The organism is Halalkalibacter nanhaiisediminis (assembly GCF_007830185.1).
Taxonomy (GTDB): Bacteria; Bacillota; Bacilli; order Bacillales; family Bacillaceae_D; genus Halalkalibacter; species Halalkalibacter nanhaiisediminis.
The window spans coordinates 201,066-223,105 of sequence record NZ_VLKZ01000005.1; the positions used below are offsets into that span (position 1 = coordinate 201,066).

Below are 22,040 nucleotides of genomic sequence, written 5' to 3' on the forward strand. Positions count from 1 at the left end.
TTGGTTGTTTCAATTATTGCTTGACGTACGTATTGCAAGTCCTATTTAAAAACATGAATGGTGATTTTAAAAATGATAACATAAAGTTAGCGTTCATGAATTGTACATAAAGTGGGTGATGTTGTGTCTGAAGTAGATATACGCTATCGTAAAGTGCGCTTTGCAGCATGGGTTGGGATCATCGGTAATATCATTTTAGCGATTATAAAAGCGATTGTTGGTGTGATGGCAAATAGTCGTGCATTAATTGCAGATGCACTTCACTCTGCTTCAGATGTTGTTGGCTCTGTAGTGGTGTTGATTGGAGTACGTGCAGCGAAATTGCCTCCTGACCGTGATCATCCTTATGGGCACGGAAAAGCAGAATCGGTCGCTGCCATTATTGTCGCTGTATTACTTTTATTTGTTGGCTTTGAAATTGCGCTCAATGCAGGAAGGTCTTTCTTTGAACCAGTCGTGGTTCCGAAGATTATTGCCATTTATGCTGTTGTTTTTTCTATTGTTGTAAAGGAATTAATGTTTCGTTATAAGTATCATTTGGGTAAAAAATATAAGAGTGATGCTATTATGACAGATGCATGGCATCATCGTTCAGATGTCTTCTCCTCTGTTGCCGTTTTGATCGGAATTGGTACAGCTATAATAGGAGGTCACCTAAATATTAGTTGGCTTGTTTATGCTGATTCACTTGCTAGTTTTTTTGTGGCATTGCTCATTGTAAAGATGGCTTGGAGCCTTGGGAAACAGTCAATTCATAATGCGCTTGATCATGTCATGCATGAAGAAGATACGGTTAAGATGAAAAAGACGGCAGCTCGTGTTGATGGCGTCCTCCATATTGATGAGTTCTTTGCTCGTGAACATGGGCATTATGTCATCATCGATATTAAAGTAGCTGTTGATCCACAAATCACTGTGGAAGAAGGTCATGCTATTGGTAAGATGGTGAAAGAACATCTTCTGATGGAAGAGCATGTGCAAGATGTGCTCGTTCATATAAATCCTTATAAGAAGAAAAAGAATGAAGGGGAGGGAGATCGATGAAGGGACAATGGGGTCTTATACTCGGTTTGCTCGCAGCGATCATCATTGCTATTTTTGCTGTTATTAATGTAGATGGAGTGAGAGTGAATTATTTATTTGGGACTGCTGAGTGGCCTTTAATTCTTGTTATACTTGGCTCTGTTTTAATGGGAGCTGTGATTGCAGGGGCATTAGGAACGGTCCGAATTTATCAGTTGAGAAGTGAATTGAAGCGTTTAAAGTCAACTAATGGTTTAGCAGAAAATCAGAAACAAGATCAAAGTGAAAATGATTTAAACAAAGCAGCAAATAGCTCTTCAATTACGAAAGAAGTGCCTAGTTCTGTTTCTTCTATTGAGAAGACTCATAAGGAAAATTGACCAAACGATTGAACATTGTCACCCCTTGAATGCTCCTGTATAATAGGAAGGTCAAGGGGTGTTTTTTTATGTTAAAACCTAAGGCTAGATGGAAGATAAAAGAACAAGCATCAAGTCAGATCGATGAGCTTGTAAGTGAACTAAAGATAGCACCGCTCGTTGCTAAGCTTCTATTAAATAGAGGCTTTGATACAGTAGAGACGGCGAAACGTTTTTTATATAAAGAAGAAATGGTCTATCATGATCCTTTCTTGCTTGATGATATGGAGCGTGCTGTTACGAGAATACGTGCGGCAATTGAACAAGAAGAGAAGATTCTCATTTTTGGAGATTATGATGCAGATGGAGTGAGTAGCACGGCTCTCATGTTCCATGCTTTGCAATCGTTAGGAGCTAAGGTTGATTATTACATTCCAAATCGATTCACAGAAGGATATGGTCCTAATGAGCCAGCAATTAGGCACGCAAAAGAAGAAGGGTATCAATTAATTGTCACTGTAGATACAGGTATTGCCGCTGTTCATGTCGCAGAGGTCGCTAAAGAGATTGGTCTTGATTTTATCATTACCGACCATCATGAAGCTCCGCCAGTTTTGCCAGATGCCTATGCGATCATTAATCCGAAAAAGCCAGGCTGTCCTTATCCTTTTAAGGGATTAGCAGGTGTTGGTGTTGCGCTGAAGGTTGCTCATGCATTGCTAGGAAGAGTACCTTATGAATGGCTTGATATTGCGGTTATTGGAACGGTTGCTGATTTAGTTCCGTTGATTGATGAAAATCGTTTACTTGTCATGGACGGCCTACATGCTCTTCAATCAACAGATAAACCAGGTTTAGTGGCTCTGAAGAATAAATGCGGACTGCAGTCACAAGTCATTCAAGCCGATCATGTTGGCTTTGGAATCGGTCCAAGAATCAATGCTGCAGGTCGACTTGATTCTGCAGATCCAGCTGTTGAACTGATCTTATCTACTAATAGAGAGCAAGCAGAACAGTTAGCCGAGGAAATCGATGCGCTCAATAAAGAAAGACAAGCGATTGTAAATGAGATTACGGAAGCAGCCGTAGCTGTTGTTGAAACGCATTTTCCTCCTAGTGAAAATGACGTCCTTGTGATCGCTGGAGAAAGTTGGAATGCAGGGGTTATTGGAATTGTTGCGTCCCGTCTTGTCGAGCGTTTCTATCGTCCGACGATTGTGTTAAGTATTGACAGTGAAAAAGGGCTTGCAAAAGGATCGGCACGAAGCATTGAAGGCTTTGACATGTTTGCTGAGCTATCAAAAAGTCGAGACATCTTACCACATTTTGGCGGGCATCCAATGGCGGCAGGACTAACAATGAATGCTGATGATGTTGCAACATTACGGACGAGACTTTGTGAGCAAGCAAAAGATGTGTTGTCTCCTGAAGATTTTAAGCCAGTGACATCAATTGACTTAGTGGCAAGTATCGGTGAAATTTCTGTTGCGGTCATTCGCCAACTAGAGCAGCTTGCTCCGTTTGGCGTCCGAAATCCTACACCTAAGGTATTGCTGCAAGACGTACATTTGGAGCAAATGCGGAAAATTGGAAGCGACGCAAATCATTTAAAAGTTGCTTTTGCCCAAAATAGTGCAACTCTAGACGGTATTGGTTTTCATCTTGGCTACTTGCATGATGAAATGACATCACAAGCGCAAGTATCTGCCGTTGGAACGCTCTCTATCAATGAGTGGAATGGTCATGTGAAGCCACAGATGATGATTGAAGATGTAGCTGTTTCAGAATGGCAATTGTTTGATTGGAGAAGTATTCAAAAGACTCGTTTACTTGAACGATTAGAGAGTATTCCAATGGAAGAACGACTCCTTGTTGCATTTCGAAAAGAAACACAGGCAACGTTGGGATTAGAAGGATTACAAATTCATGTTCAAGATGAACAAGCTGGTGAACCACTTCAAATTGCTAAGCGCTACCTTGTTTTGCTAGATGTTCCATATGAGCGTGAACAGTTAAAGCAATTGTTTGAAAATCAAGGAGAGCCGAGCAGAATTTACACCATTTTTCATCAAGAGAACGATTCTTTTTTCACGACAAATCCGAATCGTGAACAGTTTAAATGGTTTTATGCCTTTTTATTAAAACGCAAGTCATTTGATATGACGAAACATAGTCAAGAGTTAGCTAGTTATAAAGGCTGGTCTCGTCACACAGTTGATTTTATGTCACAGGTGTTTTGTGAGCTCGGATTTGTTACAATAGAGAACGGCATTGTAACAGTCGCAGAAAAGCCAGAAAAAAAGGGCTTAGATGAATCGAAGACTTATCGCCAGAAGCAAGAGCAAGCTCATATTGAAAATGACTTTGTCTATACTTCGTATGATGAGTTAAAGCAATGGTTCACTCAAGTGATTTCTAAAAAAGAAGTAGATAACAAGTTAATCAAGGAGACGGTATAGAAATGGATTTTAAAAAGTATATTACGATTGTGGAAGATTATCCAAAGGAAGGGATTCGTTTCAAAGATATTACGACCTTAATGCAAGATGGACAAGCATATAAAGCAGCGATTAATGAGATGGCGGAATATGCACGTGCAAAACAAGCAGACGTTGTCGTTGGTCCAGAAGCGCGAGGATTTGTTGTAGGCTGTCCAATTGCTTATGCCCTAGATGCAGGCTTTGTACCTGTTAGAAAGCCAGGCAAGCTTCCACGTGAAGTGCTAAAAGTTGACTATGGACTAGAATATGGCAAGGATAGCTTAACGATTCACCGCGACTCGATTAAAAAAGGACAGCGTGTGTTAATTGCAGATGATCTACTTGCGACAGGTGGAACAATTGAAGCGACAATTAAAATGGTCGAAGAGCTTGGTGGCGATGTAGTTGGTATTGCCTTTATGATCGAGCTAGGTTACCTTGACGGTCGCGATCGTTTAGATGGATATGATGTATTTTCATTAATGACATATAATTGAACATTTTTCAGGGTCTGATCTCTATAACAGGACTACAATATACAGCGTATTATTTCTTATATACGCACTGTATGTTGTGGTTTTGGGATCGGTCCTTTTCTTTTTAATAACTGTTTTTTCCCTTAGTGGTTGATTTTAACGAGTCTACCTCGACAATTTTCGTTCTTTCCCCTTTACATACAGAGAAAACTTAACCATAATATAAGGAAATATTGAATCGTAAATAGGTGATTCCATGACGATAGATCAAGTGTTAGAGAAAGCGAGTCTTTACTTAAATGAGGAAGACGTCGCTTTTTTGCGAAAGGCTTATGAATATGCGGAGAAAGCTCATGAAGGACAGTATCGTAAATCGGGCGAACCTTATATTCTACATCCGATTCAGGTTGCTGGAATTATTGTGGAGCTTGAACTCGATCCGAATACTGTTGCAGCAGCTTTTCTTCATGATGTGGTTGAAGATACAGATGTGACGGAAGTGGACATTGAAGAAGCATTTAATGACCAAGTCGCGATGCTTGTTGATGGTGTAACGAAGCTGAAGAAGTTTAAATATAAGTCAAAAGAAGAGCAACAAGCGGAAAATCATCGTAAAATGCTCATTGCTATGGCAAAAGATATTCGTGTCATTTTAATTAAGCTCGCTGACCGTCTTCATAATATGCGAACGTTAAAATTTATGCCACCAGAGAAGCAACGAGTGACTTCAAATGAAACGCTTGAAATCTTTGCTCCACTTGCACATAGACTCGGTATCTCAAAAATTAAATGGGAGCTTGAAGATACGGCTCTACGTTATTTAGATCCACAACAGTATTACCGTATTGTTAATTTAATGAAACGCAAACGTGCAGAGCGTGAGCAATATTTATCTGAAGTTATGGATACGATAAATACTCAACTAACTGATGTTCATGTAGAAGCTGAGCTTTCAGGACGTCCGAAGCACATTTATAGTATTTATCGAAAGATGGTTCTGCAAAACAAGCAATTTAATGAGATTTATGACTTGTTGGCTGTTCGTATTGTTGTAAAAAGCATAAAAGATTGCTATGCCGTTCTTGGTGTGATTCATACCTGTTGGAAGCCGATGCCAGGGCGTTTTAAGGACTACATTGCAATGCCAAAAGCGAATATGTATCAATCATTGCATACGACTGTGGTTGGACCATACGGAGATCCACTCGAAGTCCAAATTAGAACAGAAGAAATGCATCGTATCGCTGAATTTGGGGTTGCTGCTCACTGGGCATATAAAGAAGGTAAAACAGTCTCAATCAACGAGAATTCGTTTGAGGACAAGCTAAGCTGGTTTAGAGACGTGATCGAGTCTCAAACTGAAACAAACGACGCGCAAGAATTTATGGAATCTTTAAAAATGGACTTATTTTCAGACATGGTCTTCGTGTTTTCTCCAAAAGGTGATGTTATTGAATTGCCAGCTGGTTCTGTTCCACTTGATTTTGCTTATCGAATCCATAGTGAAATTGGAAATCGATGTATTGGCGCAAAGGTAAACGGGAAGATGGTACCACTTGATCACCAATTAAAAACGGGTGATATCGTTGAAGTCTTAACGTCGAAGCATTCTTACGGGCCAAGTCAGGATTGGCTGAAAATCACAAAGTCTTCTCATGCGAAAAATAAAATCAGACAATGGTTTAAGAAGGAACGAAGAGAAGAAAATGTTGAAAAAGGCCGCGACTTAATTGAAAAAGAAATTCGAGCATTAGATTTTGAGCCAAAGGAAGTACTAACGCCTGAAAATATTGCTGAAGTGGCCAATAAGTTTAGCTTTGCTGGTGAAGAAGATATGTTTGCTGCTACTGGCTACGGTGGTATTAGCGTTAAACAAATTGTTAACAAGTTGACTGAGAAACTAAGAAAACAAATGGATCAAGATCAAGAGGATCAATCACTTGCGGCTGCTTTATCGGATGTCCAAACGCATAGACCGAAGAAAAAGACTCATTCAGGTGTGAAAGTGAAGGGTGTAGATAACCTGCTAATTCGTTTATCACGTTGCTGTACACCAGTTCCTGGTGACGATATTATCGGTTACATCACGAAAGGAAGAGGGGTCTCGATTCATCGTTCTGACTGTGCCAATGTACAAAATGAAGAAGCGCAAGGTAGGCTATTACCTGTAGAGTGGGAAGGCGACGTTCAGCAAAGCAAGTCATATAATGTTGATATCGAAATCTCAGGCTATGATCGAAACGGATTATTAAATGAGGTGCTTCATGCTGTGACAGAATCTCGCACGGTCATTAATGCTGTATCAGGACGTTCAGATCATCGTCAGAAGGTAGCGACCATTCATATGACGATTTCGATTCAAAATATTGATCACCTGCACAAAGTCGTAGAAAAAATTAAACAATTACGAGATATTTATTCTGTACGCAGAGTGATGCATTAAGCAAAGTATTGAGTAGGGATGATAGATAAATGCGAGTTGTACTGCAACGAACGAAAGAAGCAAAAGTGGCGGTAGATGGCGCGGTAATTGGTAAAATTGATTTTGGATTAACTCTTCTTGTTGGTGTTACACACGAAGATACGATTCAAGATGTTGAATATATCGCGGATAAAATCGTGAACTTACGGATTTTTGAAGACGAAGAAGGTAAAATGAATCATTCGTTAAAAGACGTCAATGGTCAAATCTTATCGGTTTCTCAATTTACTCTTTACGGAGATACTCGTAAAGGGAGACGACCTAATTTTATGGCTGCTGCCAAGCCCCCTATGGCTGAAGAGCTATACAATCAATTGAATGAAACGTTTAGACAAAAAGGGATTGATGTGCAGACGGGAAAATTTGGTGCAATGATGGATGTTGCACTAGTCAACAATGGACCTGTTACATTAATCGTTGAAAGTAAATAATATAGTGTTTTAGGAGAGCGAGCTTTGATGTTAAGCTTACTTTCTTATTTGAACAAACAGGATCTCTTTCCTACCGTTTTAATGTGAAGGAATCAACCGTTGAAACTCGGAACTTTCTGTCATGTAAGTTTTCTTCTGTTTTTGGTCATGATAGTAGAAAGACTAAAAACGGAAGGAATGGATCACGATGCGCTCAAGTTCGAGACAACAAATGCATCACCATAGCTTACAGCCCTTGTTTAACATGGATTATCATAACTTTATGGAACGAGAAGGACAGCAGACCAATCTTGAACTTGCTTCAGAATTTGGGCTCTCGTTACGAGATGTGAAGACGCTTAAGAATAAACTTAATCGTAATTAGCCTATTGACAGGTTACCTTTTCATTCGTATGATAGAAACGAGCTAACGAAGTTCGCATAACTTCGACAGAATTTTTCACTAATTAAACAACAAAACTAACCATTCCGAAGATGAGACAGAGTAATTAAGGGGAAGGATGTTTTAGAGAGGAGAGGTCGTGGCTGAGAGCCCTCCATATCTGCCTTAATGAACGAACAGCTCAGAGGAGTTTTTCTGAACGTATATACTAGTAGGAAAAAACGTGTAACAGGCGTTAACTGTGTAAAGTGGAAGCAATATTGCTTCAATTTAGGGTGGCACCACGGGTATAACTCTCGTCCCTGATGATGAATCATCAGGGATGGGAGTTTTTTTATTTACTTTAAGCAAGTCTAATTACGCTCGCGTCGTGCGTGCAACGCCAAGTACCTACATCCTGTAGTCAACTAAGGCTTTCGCCATAAAGGTTTAGCAATAAGCCAAGTTTTTCTAAATGAAGTGATCTAATGTTGAGGAGGAAAGTGACATGAGTATTCAAATTCCACGCGGAACCCAAGATATTTTACCGGGAGAAGTGGAAATTTGGCAGTATATTGAAGGCGTGGCGAAAGATGTTTGTCGTCGCTATAACTATCAGGAAATTCGAACACCAATTTTTGAGCACACTGATCTATTCCAGCGCGGTGTTGGTGACACGACTGATATTGTGCAAAAGGAAATGTATACATTTGAAGATCGAGGGAATCGCAGCTTAACATTGCGTCCAGAGGGAACTGCTGCTGTTGTTCGTTCATACGTTGAAAAGAAGCTATTTGGTCAAGCAAACCAGCCAACAAAGCTTTACTACACTGGGCCGATGTTTCGTTATGAGCGTCCACAATCTGGACGGATGCGTCAGTTTGTTCAATTTGGTGTAGAAGCGTTAGGAAGCGCTGATCCAGCGATTGATGCAGAAGTACTAGCACTTGTCATGAGTATATACGCAGAGCTTGGTCTAAAAGATATTAAGCTTGTCTTAAATAGCCTTGGTGACAAAGAAAGCCGTGATGCGCATCGTCAAGCATTGATCGATCATTTTAAACCGAGTATCTCGGAATTTTGTCAAGATTGTCAAAGTCGACTAGAGAAGAATCCACTTCGTATTCTTGACTGTAAAAAAGACCGAGAGCATCCATTGATGAAGACGGCTCCTTCGATTCTTGAGTACTTAAACGAGGAATCAAAAGCTTACTTTGAACAGGTAAGAGCTTATCTTGATCAATTAAACATTCCTTATGTCGTTGATCCAACACTTGTCCGTGGTCTTGACTACTACTATCATACAGCTTTTGAAATTATGGCTGATGGAGATGGATTCGGTGCAATCACGACATTATGTGGTGGAGGACGCTATACAGGTCTTGTTGAACAGCTTGGTGGACCACCGACACCAGGGATTGGCTTTGCATTTAGTATCGAACGTGTCATTATGGCACTAAAAGCACAGAGTAAGGAAATTCCAGTTGAAACAGCACTCGATTGCTATCTCGTTTCTCTCGGTGATGCGGCAAAAGAGAAAAGTGTTGAATTATTGTATCAACTACGTGCTGCTGGTTTATGTGCGGACAAAGATTATTTAGATAAGAAAATGAAAGCACAATTTAAGGCTGCAGATCGATTAGAAGCACGTTTCACAGCGATACTTGGAGATGATGAGCTGGTGCAAGGACTGATTAATGTGAAAAATATGGAGACCGGCGAACAAAAAGAGGTTGCACTAGATTTATTTATTGATTATATGAAACAACAAAATCTTGGGAGGTAATGAAGATGATAGGAAGAACACATCATTGTGGAGAGATTCGTAACGAACATGTTGGGGACCGCGTTCAATTGAAAGGTTGGGTACAAAAACGTCGTGATTTAGGACAGGTTATTTTTCTTGATGTTCGTGATCGCTCTGGAATTGTCCAAGTTGTTTTCAGTCCAGAGGTTAACAAGAGCGCATTAGAAGCAGCAGACCGCGTACGTAATGAGTATGTTATTGAAGTCGAAGGAGAAGTTGTCTTACGTGATCCGAAGACCGTGAATGATAAACTCGCAACTGGAGAAATTGAAATTCATGCAAGCAATATCACAATTTTAAATGTATCAAAGCCTGTTCCTTTCCAGATTGAAGCAGATACAGATGCATCAGAGGATGTTCGTCTAAAATACCGTTATCTTGACCTTCGCCGTCCAGATATGCAAGAAACATTTAAGCTTCGTCACCGTACGACAAAGATCATTCGTGATTTTCTTGATGAGCAAACATTTATGGAAATTGAGACACCAATGCTGACAAAGAGTACGCCAGAAGGAGCTCGTGACTATCTTGTTCCAAGTCGTGTCCATCACGGTGAATTTTATGCGTTACCACAATCACCACAGTTATTTAAGCAATTGCTAATGGTTTCTGGTTTCGAGCGTTATTATCAAATTGTTCGTTGTTTCCGTGATGAAGATTTACGTGCAGATCGTCAGCCAGAATTTACGCAAGTCGATATTGAGACTTCTTTCATGGACAAAGAAGATTTGCTTGCCATGACAGAGAACATGATGGCTAAAATCTTAAAAGAAACAAAGGGAGTTGAGTTGTCTCTTCCACTTCCACGTTTAACGTATGACGAGGCAATGAATCGTTTTGGTTCTGATAAACCAGATCTTCGTTTTGGTATGGAGCTTATTGAACTATCTGAAGTTGTTAAGGATACAGAGTTCAAAGTATTCCAAAGTGCACTAGCAAGTGGAGGTATTGTGAAAGGCCTTAACTTAAAAGGAGGAGCTGACAAGCTTTCTCGTAAAGAAATCGATGCTCTAACAGATTTCGTTAAGCAATACGGTGCTAAAGGTCTTGCTTGGTTAAAAGTTGAGGAAGACGGATTGAAGGGACCAATTGCCAAATTCTTTGAAGGTGATCAAGAAGCTGCATTACTTGAAGCATTAGGAGCAGAAGCTGGTGACTTACTATTCTTTGGTGCTGACAAGAGTCAAGTTGTTTTCGATAGCCTTGGTGCTCTTCGTTTGAAATTCGGTAAGCAATTTGACTTAATTGATACTAGCCAATTTAACTTCCTTTGGGTTGTAGATTTCCCGCTTGTTGAATATGATGAGGATGCGAAACGTTATGTAGCTCTTCACCATCCATTCACAAGTCCGAAAAAAGAAGATATCGAGCTTCTTGCTACAGACCCTGGAAGCGTTCGTGCTGATGCATATGACCTTGTCTTAAATGGCTATGAGCTAGGTGGCGGATCGCAACGTATTTACCAACGTAACATTCAAGAGCAAATGTTCAAAGCGCTTGGATTCTCAGAAGAAGAGGCTCGTGAGCAATTTGGTTTCTTATTGGATGCATTTGAATTTGGAACGCCTCCACATGGTGGTATTGCTCTTGGTCTTGATCGTATGATCATGCTACTTGCTGGACGTACGAACTTACGTGATACAATTGCATTCCCGAAAACAGCAAGTGCGAGCTGCTTGCTAACGAATGCTCCAGGCGGAGTAAGTGTTGAGCAATTAATTGATTTAAATCTATCTATTATTGGTAAGAAAGCAGATAAGGTTAACGTTTAATAAATGAAATTAAACATTGACAGTCAGTGACTTACTACCTTATAATCAGCGTTAAAGTAAATGAACAGTTAAAAATTTCAAACTTATCAAGAGTGGTGGAGGGACTGACCCTGTGAAGCCCGGCAACCGTTTTGCATGCCATGCAAAAAAAGGTGCTAATTCCAGCAGAATGCATTGCATTCTGAGAGATAAGTAAAGGCAGAGAAACCTTTCCTTATCGGAGAGGTTTTTTTGTTTTTTCAAAAGTTGAAAGTTTAGAAAATGGGTGGATGTCCAGCGTAAATACCAACTTGCTCGTAAATGAGGTGTTTTCGCTTTTTGTAAAAAAGAGAGGGGTAGCGAACATGTTGCAAATTGGATTGATTGGCTATGGTACGGTTGGAAGTGGAGTATATGAACGTTTAACGACAACAAAGGAAGCAGTGCAACAACTGCTAGGTCAAGAGTTTGAGATAAAGGCAATTCTCGTTAAGGATCGTCAAAAAAAGCGTACGGAAAATGTAGAAACAGTGGTAACGACAGAGTGGCAAGAATTCTGCGAGCTTGCTCAATATGATGTGATTTTTGAAGCAATTGGAGGGATAGAACCAGCCTTTTCCTATACAACGCATTGGTTAGAAAAAGGGATTCCAGTCATAACGGCTAATAAGAAGCTAGTAGCAGAGAAAGGGGCGGAATTAGAGAAGGCGGCTGAAGTTAACGGCACCTATTATGGGTATGAAGCTGCTGTTGCTGGTGGGGTTCCAATTATTAATGCATTGAAAGGGAACCTAGCAACAACACCGATCTCGCGCGTTTCAGGGATTTTAAATGGGACAACGAACTATATGCTAACAGAAATGATCGAAAACCACCGTAGCTTTGCCGACGTGCTGTTTGAGGCAAAGGAGCTTGGTTATGCAGAGGCTGACCCGACCGATGATCTTGAAGGCTTTGATGCATGGTATAAAATTCGGATTTTAAGTCGTCTCTGTTTTGGTGAGTGGCCAACAGTTGAAGCTTACTTACGACAAGGCATTTCAGAAATAGAAGATTGGCATGTGGAAGTAGGGGAAAAAATAGGATTTAAACTAAAATTGATTGGTGAAGCTTGGTATGATGGAGAGAAAGTAGTTGGTGCGGTTAGACCAGCCTTCCTCTCACAAAATGAACCGTTAGCAAATGTAAGAGGGGTCACAAATGGCATTTCACTTGAAGGATCTACGATTAACCAACTCCTTTTTATTGGACCAGGTGCTGGTAAAGAAGCAACGGCAAACAGTATGGTAGAAGATTATCTTTTCCATCAACGGACAACCATTCTTAGCTCGATAGCGCTCAGAAAAGAGAAAGGGGAAGAACCATTCTCTCACGCTCTTCTTTTTATTACACATTTAGAACGTGAGCAGGCCATTGCATGGGTGAAAGAACATCATGTATCTGTTATTGATACATATAGTCATCATGAAGGCGAGGGGTGGATTATTACTTCTAGCCGAGGAGAAGATTCTCCTTATCCGACATATCCTATTTACGGTAATGTGTCTAACCGCAAGCAAGTTGAAGCTGTTCATTCAGCGCAGTTCGGGTCGCTCTAATTTTAATTTTTGATATGCATTCAGAAGTGAAATGGGCTCTTCTTTAATATAAAATGTTCTAACGCCTTGACTTGTGTGTAAGTATAGAAATCCCATTGCATCTTTCTCAGGCTTTTTACGGTACGAAATATCGAAAATGGATGTCAGTGGGAATGTATCATTTTTGATCGTTAGTTGATCTTCAAAAAGCTTCATCTCAAATGAAGTTTCAACCGTACGTTTTTCGGTCCAGCCGATTTCTTGACGAATTTCAACACAGCGTTGTGTAGCTAGCAGGTTCATAAATTGGCTCATTCCTTTTCGCGGGATTTTAATACATCAACTGTAACATATGAGGATGTCTACCACAAAAAATAACTTAACGAAAAATTCTGAATTTAATGTTGACTACAGAAAAATAGTTTGATAATATGTAATCAAGACAGTGAGAGTCCTGAGATGTACGTGAGCACTATACGTTTTGAGCCAACACTTTTTGATTGGGAGCTACCGTTGATTATTGGATTGCATGCCTTCATGGTAAGGAAGTGAGAAGATAAACACATGGCACCCACCTGCCATGCAGGTTCAAAGCAAAAGGGACAACGGCATTATTGGGATTCTTGCTCTACATAATAAGTGTTTATAAGCAATTTCCTTTATGGAGGTTGCTTATTTTTATTGTCGAAATAGTCAAAAATATGAAAAAATAAATTGGAATCATGTATGATAAGAGTAATAAAGAAAGATGTTACTCGTTTTTTGGGAAGTGAGTTAAAAAAATGGTATGTGATAAGTAGTGAATTTGAGATCGGAGTTATGAAAATGGATATCCTCTTTAATGATTTGCAGACATTTCTATTAAATATCCTATTAGTTTTTAGTTTTTTCTTTATTTATCTTAGGTATGTAGAAAGAAAAGTTCATCGTTTAGCAAATGAATTTTTAATTACGCTAATTGCAGGAATTTCAATTATTCTTTGTTTGTCATTTACAATTAATCTCCAAAATGGTCATATGTTTGATTTACGTCAAGTTCCTTTTATTGTTGGAGCATTATATGGAGGACGTAGAGTTGCAGTTATTTTATTCATTATTTTGACTGTCTATCGATTTTATTTAGATGGTGCTGGGTTTTATGGATCATTAGCCGTTCATTCTTTATTACTTGTTTCTTTATGGTTCATTATTCCATCCTTTAATCGGACATCAATCCTTAAAAAAAGAGTCGTCCTTGCTATTATCACCTCGTCTCTAGGGGTACTAATAATGGTATTAGTTATTATTTTATTTTTTCCGAAATTAGTGAATCTACAGTATTTTTTATTTTTTAGTATTTTTTTAATCGTTCAATCAATCGGAACTGTGTTAATTGTTCATTTTATTGAGAAAGAAAGAAGTAATACAGCTTTAGCTAAAGAATTAAGAAGACTGGAAAAATTGAAGACAGTCAGCGAAATTGCGGCAAGTATATCTCATGAAGTAAGAAATCCACTAACGGTTACGAAGGGATTTATTCAATTAATGAGAGATCCCGATTTAACAGAAAAACAAAAAGAATTATATATTAATTTTTCTCTAGAAGAATTAGATCGAGCTGAACGGACGATTACCGACTATCTCACATTTGCAAAACCTTCATTACATAATATTGAAATATTAGATGTCAATAAAGAAATTGACTATATTATTAAAGTGGTAAACCCTTTTGCATTATTGAATAATGTTCACATCGATGTACAAAAAGATGATGACCTTTCTATTGTGGGAGAAGGAGAAAAGCTTCATCAATGTCTCATCAATATTATCAAAAATGGAATTGAATCGATGCCAGAAGGCGGCAAGATGTCCATTCATTTAAAAGAGAAGAATGGTAAAGCTGCCATTAGCATTCGAGATACAGGCGTAGGAATGAATGAAGAACAAATTGAACGATTAGGTACACCATTTTATACAACGAAAGATAAAGGGACGGGACTCGGAACGATGGTTGTCTACAGTATTATTAAAGCAATGCGTGGTGACATTAAAGTCGAGAGCGAAGTAGGTAAAGGAACTTGTTTTATTCTTTCATTTCCATTGGCTGTAGAGAACGATTAATTCGTCAAAAGATGAGTGGAAAAGATCTTGATTTTCCTGTGGAAAGTAGTGGGAAAGTGAGCTTGCACATAGTTAATTTGCTATGGTATAGTCAATTCCGATAATACCTGTTTATATTTATGGGTTGGAAGGGGTAAAAAAGGATGTTGCATCAATTTTCACGTAATGAATTAGCGATTGGGCATGATGGTCTAGATCGATTGAAAAATAGTACAGTTGCCGTTCTTGGCATAGGAGGAGTAGGTTCGTTCTCGGCAGAGGCTCTTGCACGTTCTGGCGTTGGTAGACTTGTCCTTGTTGATAAAGACGATGTTGATATTACGAATGTAAATAGACAAATTCATGCGTTATTATCTACAGTTGGAAGACAAAAAGTAGAGTTAATGAAGGAACGGATTCAAGATATAAACCCTGATTGTGAAGTGATTGCGTTAAAAATGTTTTATACAGAAGAGACGTATGAGCAATTTTTCAGTTATGATCTTGACTATGTCATCGATGCGAGCGACACGATTTCTTATAAAATCCATTTAATGAAGCAATGCTTAGAGAGAAAGATTCCAATCATCTCTAGTATGGGTGTCGCCAATAAAATGGATCCTACTCGCTTACGGGTAACCGATATATCCAAAACAAATTACGATCCTTTGGCGAAGGTGATCCGAACTCGCTTGCGTAAAGAAGGTATTCATAAAGGCATTGAAGTCGTTTTCTCTGATGAGCAACCGATCAAGATTCGTGAAGATATCCGAAAAGAGATCGTTCCAGAAACAGCGGAGCAAGGGAGTATTCGTAAAGCGAAAATTCCACCATCTTCAAATGCATTTGTCCCATCTGTTTGTGGTTTAATTATGGCAGGACGTGTCATTACGAAGCTGTTAGATGGAATTGAAATTAATCGCGGATAGTAAGGGAAGAAAAGTAGAAAGCTGTTGAAAAGTGTTTTCAGCGGCTTTTTATTATTCCATACTATAGTCATTAGCGATAGGTTCAGTAGCCTTACCATCGTTGTAAATGATAAAAACGACCTTTTTATATACGAAATTTAGTGTTATACGAGAAATAAGTTCATATATTTTTTAAAAGTCACTCGAGCCTGTTGAATACTCTATCAATATTCCTTATAATGAAAGCAGTTACATTTTAGTCATCAGATGACCATATGAGTGAAGGGGGAGAATAAATATGAGCTATAATGTTTCGTTGTTTATTACCTGTTTGGCAGATGTTTTCTATCCTGGGGTAGGAAAAGATACAGTTGAGGTGTTAGAGCGCCTAGGGTGTAATGTTGATTTTCCAGGAGCCCAAACATGCTGTGGGCAGCCTGCCTTTAACAGTGGTTATCATCGTGAGGCTAAGGACGTTGCTAAAAATATGATTCGTGCTTTTGAATCATCTGAATATGTGGTAACACCTTCTGGTTCATGTGCAGCGATGATTCATGAATATCCAGAGTTATTTAAAAATGAACCAGAGTGGAAAGAACGTGCAAAACGTTTAGTAGAAAAAACATATGAATTCACACAATTCCTAGTTGATATGCTTAAAGTTGAAGATGTAGGAGCTACGTTTCCCGTTAAAGCAACTTATCATACATCTTGTCATATGACGCGTTTGCTTGGTGTCAAAGATGCACCAATGAAACTATTAAACAATGTGAACGATTTAGAGTTTACGACATTACCGAATAAAGAGATATGCTGTGGGTTTGGAGGAACATTTTCGGTGAAAATGGTGCCGATTTCAGAGCAAATGGTCAATGAGAAAATTAGCCATATCGAAGAAACAAATGCAGAAGTGCTTGTCGGGGCTGATTGTGGGTGCTTGATGAACATTGGTGGGCGGATTGATCGTCAAGGTAAGCCGATTCAAGTCATGCATATTGCCCAGGTGTTAAATCAAACAGCGAAGACAAAGGGGTGAGTAAGAAATGGCGATGAAAATTGGAGATATTGAGTTTTTTGGACGTGTTGATAAAGGGTTGAAAAACGATTTTATGAGAAATGCAGTCGTATCAGCTCAAGAACGATTGAAGAATGCGAAGGATTTTGCTGCGGAGGAACTTGGTGATTGGGAGGATTGGCGTGACTTAGCTGAGGAAATCCGTCAGCACACTTTAGAAAACCTTGATTATTACTTAGAGCAGCTTGCGACAAATGTCACGAAAAACGGGGGACACGTTTTCTTTGCGCAGACAGCTGATGAAGCAAATCAATATATCAAGGATGTTGTCGCCAAAAAAGAAGTAAAAAAGATTATTAAGTCCAAATCGATGGTGACAGAAGAAATCAGTATGAACGATGCGCTTGAAGCAATGGGCTGTGAAGTCATTGAAACGGACTTAGGTGAATATATTCTCCAAATCGATGATCATGATCCACCTTCACATATTGTTGCACCTGCTCTTCATAAAAACAAAGATCAAATACGTGATACATTCCGTGAAAAAAAAGGCTATCAAAAGTCTTCTAAGCCAGAGGAATTAGCCTTATTTGCTCGCGAACAGCTCCGCCAAGAGTTCTTAACTGCAGACCTTGGCATTACTGGCTGTAATTTTGCTGTTGCGGAATCTGGTAGTATATCACTTGTCACAAATGAAGGAAATGCACGTCTTGCAACAAGCTTGCCTAAAACGCAAATTTCAGTAATGGGTATGGAGCGGATCGTTCCAACATGGGAAGAGCTTGATGTATTAGTGAGCATGTTATGTCGGAGTGCGGTTGGTCAAAAATTAACGAGCTATATAACAGGATTGACAGGCCCAAAGGAAGAAGCCGATGTCGATGGTCCTGAGGAATTTCATTTAGTGATTGTTGATAACGGACGTTCAAACATTCTCGGAACTGAGTTTCAATCAGCCCTCCAATGTATTCGCTGTGCTGCTTGTATTAATGTCTGTCCAATTTATCGCCATATCGGTGGTCATTCATATGGTTCGATTTATCCTGGCCCAATTGGCGCGGTTTTGTCGCCGTTACTTGGTGGCTATGATGATTACAAAGAGCTTCCATTTGCTTCGAGCTTATGCGCAGCTTGTACCGATGCGTGCCCTGTTAAAATTCCTTTGCATGAACTGCTCGTCAAGCATAGACGTAATATCGTTGAGGATCAAGGGAAGGCTGCCTTTGGTGAGAAGCTAGCAATGAAAGGATTTGCGCTTGCTGCGAGCTCATCAAAGCTCTACAATGTAGGCTCGAAAATGGCGCCAACGATGATGGGACCATTTTCAAAGGACGGGAAGATTTCAAAAGGGCCAGGTCCTGTTAAACCGTGGACGGATATCCGTGATTTCCCTGAGCCAAGCAAAGAATCATTTCGGAAATGGTTTGATAAACGAGATAAAAAGGAGGAGTAACGATGCAACAAGGTACTGTGCACAATCAAGAGGCCTTTTTAAATTCGATTGCCAAAAGCTTAGGACGTGAGCGCATTAAATCTCCAGTTGAAAAGCCAGTATGGAAGAAACAACCTCAGCATAGCATTTTTAAAGATGAGACACAGGACCAACTTGTCGATCGTCTACGTGAGCAATGTCAACGTATTCATACTCAATTTGAAAGAACGACGGCAGAAGGGTTGTCACAAAAATTGTCTGAAGTGGTTGAACAATTTGCTGGCGAACGCATTGTGACATGGAAGGATGATCGTTTTGTTGAATTCGGCCTTGATGCACTCTTTGGCACAATGACTAATGAGGGTAAACAAATTGATACTTGGGATGTAGAAAAGGGAGAAGAAAATATTGCAATTGCTGAACAGGCAGATATTGGCATTACATTTTCAGATATCACTCTTGCTGAATCTGGTACGGTTGTCTTAATGAGTGATGCAAATAAGGGGCGTTCGGTTAGCTTACTGCCAACTAGCTACATTGCTATTATTCCGAAAAGTACACTTGTCCCCAGAATGACCCAAGCAACAGCATATTTGCATCAAGTTGCAAAAGAGGAGAAGCGTTTTCCATCTTGTGTGAACTTCATCTCTGGGCCGAGTAACAGTGCTGATATTGAAATGAATCTTGTTGTAGGAGTTCATGGACCGATAAGAGCTTGCTATATTGTTGTCGATGACCGTTAAAGTAATGAGCGTAGCTGTTACATTAAAAAGTCCGCTATAAGTAGCAATCTCATAGCGGACTAGTAGCGTGCGTAATCATTGTTTATTTAGTAATGTCTTTGAAAGTCTTTCCTTTTTATTTCGCTAATTTTTCAAGGTTGCCATTCTTGTCCATTTTAAAAGCAGCATTAGAGAGTGATTCTTCGTCCTCTAAAATAGCCATTCGTCTAGCTCGATTCATAATTTGGATAAGAGATTGATAATCCTCTTCAATGATACTATTATCTTGTTTGATTTTCTTTAATTCACGTTCTAATTCAAGAGTACGTGATTGTAGTTTCTGGTTCTCTTTTGCTAACAACTCATTTTCTCGTTGCAAGGAAGTCGATTGAAGATTTGACTGAGTAAGTGATTGGAGGTAGGTGATGACTGTCTCCAAGGACATCTCGTGATCTATTGATCTTGAGCTATGCTCAACCATTGTTTGAGGTGACCATATTGTTCTCATTTGTGGATAATAAGAAAAGGATGTGGCACGTTTTCGGTCTTTCCGTTCTTTCTTCGCTTCAGCAATTTGATTCATATAACGATTACGAACGACAGCGTTCCAGCGGAAACCACAAGCGGCGGACGTCCGATTTAATTCATCACCTACTTCATCAAATGCACGTAATTGTGTGCTGCCATCACGAATGTGTTTTAACACAGTTTCGGCAAGTAATACGTCATCTTCATGTGACCAAGCATCTTGTCTAACTTTCATTCTTTTCATCTCCTTATTTTTAACATAAAAGCTAGTTGTCATAAATTATTTCCATAATGCAGGCTATTTATACAAGGATGATAGAAAAAGGAGAAAGCTGTAGATTGCTTTTTTTCTCAAAGAGAACAGTGTAGAATGATAAAAAAGTCATACATATTTAAGATTTCGATAGTATTCAAGGGGCATCAGCACATGTTTAAAACTTTACGAGCCAAGCTACTGGCCTTTTTTCTTTTTGCTACATTTATCCCAATGATGATAATTAGCTACATAACCTATGATTCTCAAAAAGAAGATATTGAAGTACAAATGTCACAAACAATGATTTCATTTGCTAATAGTTTGGCAGTTATTCTTGAAGATCTTATTCAAGAAAGGCTTACTGATGTTGCGATGTTGGCTCAAAATCCAATTCTTAGAAACAGTGAGCAGCCTTACTCTGTGATCGAGCAGGAAATCGATCATTTTGTACAAAACTATAATCTTTATCTCGGTGCCGTTTTTGTGAACGAGAGTGGGATTGTGGTAGCAGATGTAGATCATACAGTTGTTGGAACAGATTTAAGCACGCGAGAATGGTTTCAAGAAACAATTGACGGAGGCATTTTTTTCTCGGATATTTACTTATCTCCTGTCGTTCATAGGCCAATGCTTGTCTTATCTAGTGCTGTGAGAGATGAGAATGGTGAAATTATTGGTGTCGTATCACCATCATTTGATCTCGGCTATCTCTGGTTACGTCTTGATAACTTTACAAAACAACAGCAATTACTTGGATTAGATGGCTATGCTTTTTTAGTTAATGGACAAGGTGATATTATTGCTCATCCGAATCAAGAGCTTATCCTAAATTATAATTATCTTGAGCGTAATAATCTAACTGCCGAGCAATTTGAACAGTCAATGCTTAAACGGGAATTAATACATAGTGAAAGTAATGACATGCTGCAGACATTTGTTAAGGTCGCCAACATGCCTGGATTTGAGCAGGATTGGTATGTTGGTATTTCAATACCGAGAGAGAATCTGACAACACCACTGCGAGATCTAGCATTTAAATATCTTTTCATGTTCGGGTTAATTTTTCTGGTGACGCTGTATGCTGTGTTTAAATTGTCTGCTTACATTGTCCAACCGTTGCAAAGACTTGTGAATGCAACTTCTGATTTTGCATTTGGTAAAAGAGTGTATCCATTAGCGCCCGACGCTTATCATGAAGTTGATACTTTAACAAAGACATTTAATATGATGACAAGAAAATTAGTTGAACGAGAAAAAAGCCATCAGAAATCGACGCTCATTCTCGAAACAACAGATAATGGGATTATTGCCTTCAATCGTGATAGTCTCCAGATCACAACGTTTAATCGGACGTGCGAACAATTATTTCAAAAGAACAAGAGTGAAGTTTTAGGCATGACGATCACTCAATTTCGGGAAAAAAGCTCTATTTTTCATTCGTTTATCAAGTCTACGCGATTAGAAGAGCTTTTGAGCTTAAATGATCGTACAAAACAATTTGAGTTTCCGTGCAATATAAATGGAATTGAGCGGATCTATTTTATGAGTATTTCTACTCTTCCTAAGCTAGATAATGAGCAGGAGCTTGAGGATATCTTACTTATTTTTAATGATGTGACTGATAAACGTCAGATGGAGCAAGAATTAATTCGGACAGAAAAACTCAAGGTTGTTGGGCAGCTAGCGGCAGGCTTTGCCCATGAAATACGCAATCCACTAACGACTATTCGTGGTTTTTTACAATTGGTTCATCAATCAGAAGAGATCTCTCATAAGAGAAAAAAACATTTTGATATTATGTTAAAAGAAATAGATCGTGTAAACGGGATTATTAGTGAGCTATTAAATATGGCAAATCCTAAAGCTGCTATGGTGAAGTCAGTTGTTGATGTAGCGGAGCTCATTAAGGAAAAAGAGATGCTGTATACAGGAGAAGCAGAGGCAAACAAGATCACATTTAAAACAATAGTAGAGCCACTTCCCCTTATTTTTTCAGATGGTCAAAAATTAGATCAAGCCATAATAAACTTAATAAAAAATAGTTTTGAAGCGATGCCAGATGGAGGAGTTTTAACAATTCGTGCACGAGAGTTTGCTGCTTCTGACGTTATTAAAATTGACATTGCTGATACTGGTTGCGGCATGAGCGAGGAGACGTTAGATAAGTTAGGCACTCCATTTTATACGACAAAAGAAATGGGAACGGGTCTTGGGATGATGACGACCTTCCGAATCATCGAAGAAATGGGCGGAAGTCTTTCTGTAAAGAGTGAATTAGGAAAGGGAACGACATTTACGATTACCCTTCCTCTTGAGAGGGTCGATGTTTCATAAGCTAATAAGGGTCTAACCT

Annotated in this window: 18 protein-coding genes, 1 other RNA gene, 1 riboswitch and 1 other annotated feature; of the genes, 17 read left to right on the top strand and 2 right to left on the bottom strand. The window is 39.1% G+C overall.

Annotation, left to right across the window (positions count from 1 at the left end; translation table 11 throughout):
- The first annotated feature begins 123 nt into the window (after positions 1-123).
- The 10 genes from IQ10_RS10540 (at position 124) to IQ10_RS10580 (ending at position 12,768) form a co-directional block, all read left to right on the top strand.
- On the top strand, positions 124-1,044 hold the full coding sequence (locus IQ10_RS10540; RefSeq protein ID WP_144450471.1) for a cation diffusion facilitator family transporter: 921 nt from the start codon (positions 124-126) through the stop codon (positions 1,042-1,044).
- Positions 1,041-1,403, top strand: a complete 363-nt coding sequence (locus tag IQ10_RS10545) for a LapA family protein (protein ID WP_144450472.1) — start codon at positions 1,041-1,043, stop codon at positions 1,401-1,403. The genes IQ10_RS10540 and IQ10_RS10545 overlap by 4 nt, the downstream gene beginning before the upstream one ends.
- Positions 1,404-1,471: 68 nt before the next feature.
- Positions 1,472-3,841: a single-stranded-DNA-specific exonuclease RecJ gene (recJ, locus tag IQ10_RS10550; protein ID WP_144450473.1), complete on the top strand. Its 2,370-nt coding sequence runs from the start codon at positions 1,472-1,474 to the stop codon at positions 3,839-3,841.
- A 2-nt stretch (positions 3,842-3,843) separates the two neighbouring features.
- Complete coding sequence (locus tag IQ10_RS10555; protein WP_144450474.1) at positions 3,844-4,359, top strand: adenine phosphoribosyltransferase; 516 nt, start codon at positions 3,844-3,846, stop codon at positions 4,357-4,359.
- A gap of 235 nt (positions 4,360-4,594) precedes the next feature.
- Positions 4,595-6,781 carry a RelA/SpoT family protein gene (locus tag IQ10_RS10560; RefSeq protein ID WP_144450475.1) on the top strand — a complete coding sequence of 729 codons (2,187 nt, stop codon included), beginning with the start codon at positions 4,595-4,597 and terminating at the stop codon, positions 6,779-6,781.
- A 29-nt stretch (positions 6,782-6,810) separates the two neighbouring features.
- A complete protein-coding gene (gene dtd / locus IQ10_RS10565) occupies positions 6,811-7,251 on the top strand; it encodes a D-aminoacyl-tRNA deacylase (protein ID WP_144450476.1) in 441 nt (146 codons plus the stop codon).
- A gap of 187 nt (positions 7,252-7,438) precedes the next feature.
- The gene (locus IQ10_RS18200; RefSeq protein WP_199757414.1) at positions 7,439-7,615 is read left to right on the top strand and encodes a hypothetical protein; all 177 of its coding nucleotides are present in this window, start codon (positions 7,439-7,441) and stop codon (positions 7,613-7,615) included.
- Positions 7,616-7,713: 98 nt separating this feature from the next.
- Positions 7,714-7,940, top strand: a binding site (T-box leader).
- A gap of 180 nt (positions 7,941-8,120) precedes the next feature.
- Entirely contained in the window at positions 8,121-9,398 is a 1,278-nt protein-coding gene (gene hisS, locus IQ10_RS10570) for a histidine--tRNA ligase (RefSeq protein WP_144450477.1), read from the top strand.
- A gap of 5 nt (positions 9,399-9,403) precedes the next feature.
- Positions 9,404-11,191 (top strand): aspartate--tRNA ligase, encoded by a 1,788-nt coding sequence (aspS, locus tag IQ10_RS10575; protein WP_144450478.1) that lies wholly within the window; start codon positions 9,404-9,406, stop codon positions 11,189-11,191.
- Between the two features lie 80 nt (positions 11,192-11,271).
- Positions 11,272-11,386, top strand: a riboswitch (SAM riboswitch).
- Positions 11,387-11,535: 149 nt separating this feature from the next.
- Complete coding sequence (locus tag IQ10_RS10580; RefSeq protein ID WP_144450479.1) at positions 11,536-12,768, top strand: homoserine dehydrogenase; 1,233 nt, start codon at positions 11,536-11,538, stop codon at positions 12,766-12,768.
- Here IQ10_RS10580 and IQ10_RS10585 read toward each other — a convergent pair.
- Positions 12,745-13,050, bottom strand: a complete 306-nt coding sequence (locus tag IQ10_RS10585) for a hypothetical protein (RefSeq protein WP_144450480.1) — start codon at positions 13,048-13,050, stop codon at positions 12,745-12,747. The two genes, IQ10_RS10580 and IQ10_RS10585, sit on opposite strands and share 24 nt — an antisense overlap.
- A 145-nt stretch (positions 13,051-13,195) precedes the next feature.
- Here IQ10_RS10585 and ssrS point away from each other — a divergent pair.
- The 6 genes from ssrS to IQ10_RS10615 all read left to right on the top strand — a co-directional run bounded on the left by ssrS (position 13,196) and on the right by IQ10_RS10615 (position 18,924).
- Positions 13,196-13,372, top strand: a non-coding RNA gene (gene ssrS, locus IQ10_RS10590) — 6S RNA.
- Positions 13,373-13,572: 200 nt separating this feature from the next.
- A complete protein-coding gene (locus tag IQ10_RS10595; RefSeq protein ID WP_144450481.1) occupies positions 13,573-14,847 on the top strand; it encodes an ATP-binding protein in 1,275 nt (424 codons plus the stop codon).
- A 143-nt stretch (positions 14,848-14,990) separates the two neighbouring features.
- Positions 14,991-15,755, top strand: coding sequence for a tRNA threonylcarbamoyladenosine dehydratase (locus tag IQ10_RS10600; RefSeq protein ID WP_144450482.1), 765 nt, complete (start codon positions 14,991-14,993; stop codon positions 15,753-15,755).
- A gap of 277 nt (positions 15,756-16,032) precedes the next feature.
- The gene (locus IQ10_RS10605) at positions 16,033-16,770 is read left to right on the top strand and encodes a (Fe-S)-binding protein (RefSeq protein WP_144450483.1); all 738 of its coding nucleotides are present in this window, start codon (positions 16,033-16,035) and stop codon (positions 16,768-16,770) included.
- A gap of 7 nt (positions 16,771-16,777) precedes the next feature.
- Positions 16,778-18,202 (top strand): LutB/LldF family L-lactate oxidation iron-sulfur protein, encoded by a 1,425-nt coding sequence (locus IQ10_RS10610; RefSeq protein WP_144450484.1) that lies wholly within the window; start codon positions 16,778-16,780, stop codon positions 18,200-18,202.
- Between the two features lie 2 nt (positions 18,203-18,204).
- Entirely contained in the window at positions 18,205-18,924 is a 720-nt protein-coding gene (locus tag IQ10_RS10615; RefSeq protein ID WP_144450485.1) for a LutC/YkgG family protein, read from the top strand.
- Positions 18,925-19,039: 115 nt separating this feature from the next.
- On the opposite strand, the gene IQ10_RS10620 is transcribed toward IQ10_RS10615, so the two are convergent.
- Positions 19,040-19,666, bottom strand: a complete 627-nt coding sequence (locus tag IQ10_RS10620; RefSeq protein ID WP_144450486.1) for an RsfA family transcriptional regulator — start codon at positions 19,664-19,666, stop codon at positions 19,040-19,042.
- A 192-nt stretch (positions 19,667-19,858) separates the two neighbouring features.
- Here IQ10_RS10620 and IQ10_RS10625 point away from each other — a divergent pair, with 192 nt between their 5' ends.
- The gene (locus IQ10_RS10625; RefSeq protein ID WP_144450487.1) at positions 19,859-22,021 is read left to right on the top strand and encodes a PAS domain-containing sensor histidine kinase; all 2,163 of its coding nucleotides are present in this window, start codon (positions 19,859-19,861) and stop codon (positions 22,019-22,021) included.
- The last annotated feature ends 19 nt before the right edge of the window (positions 22,022-22,040 follow it).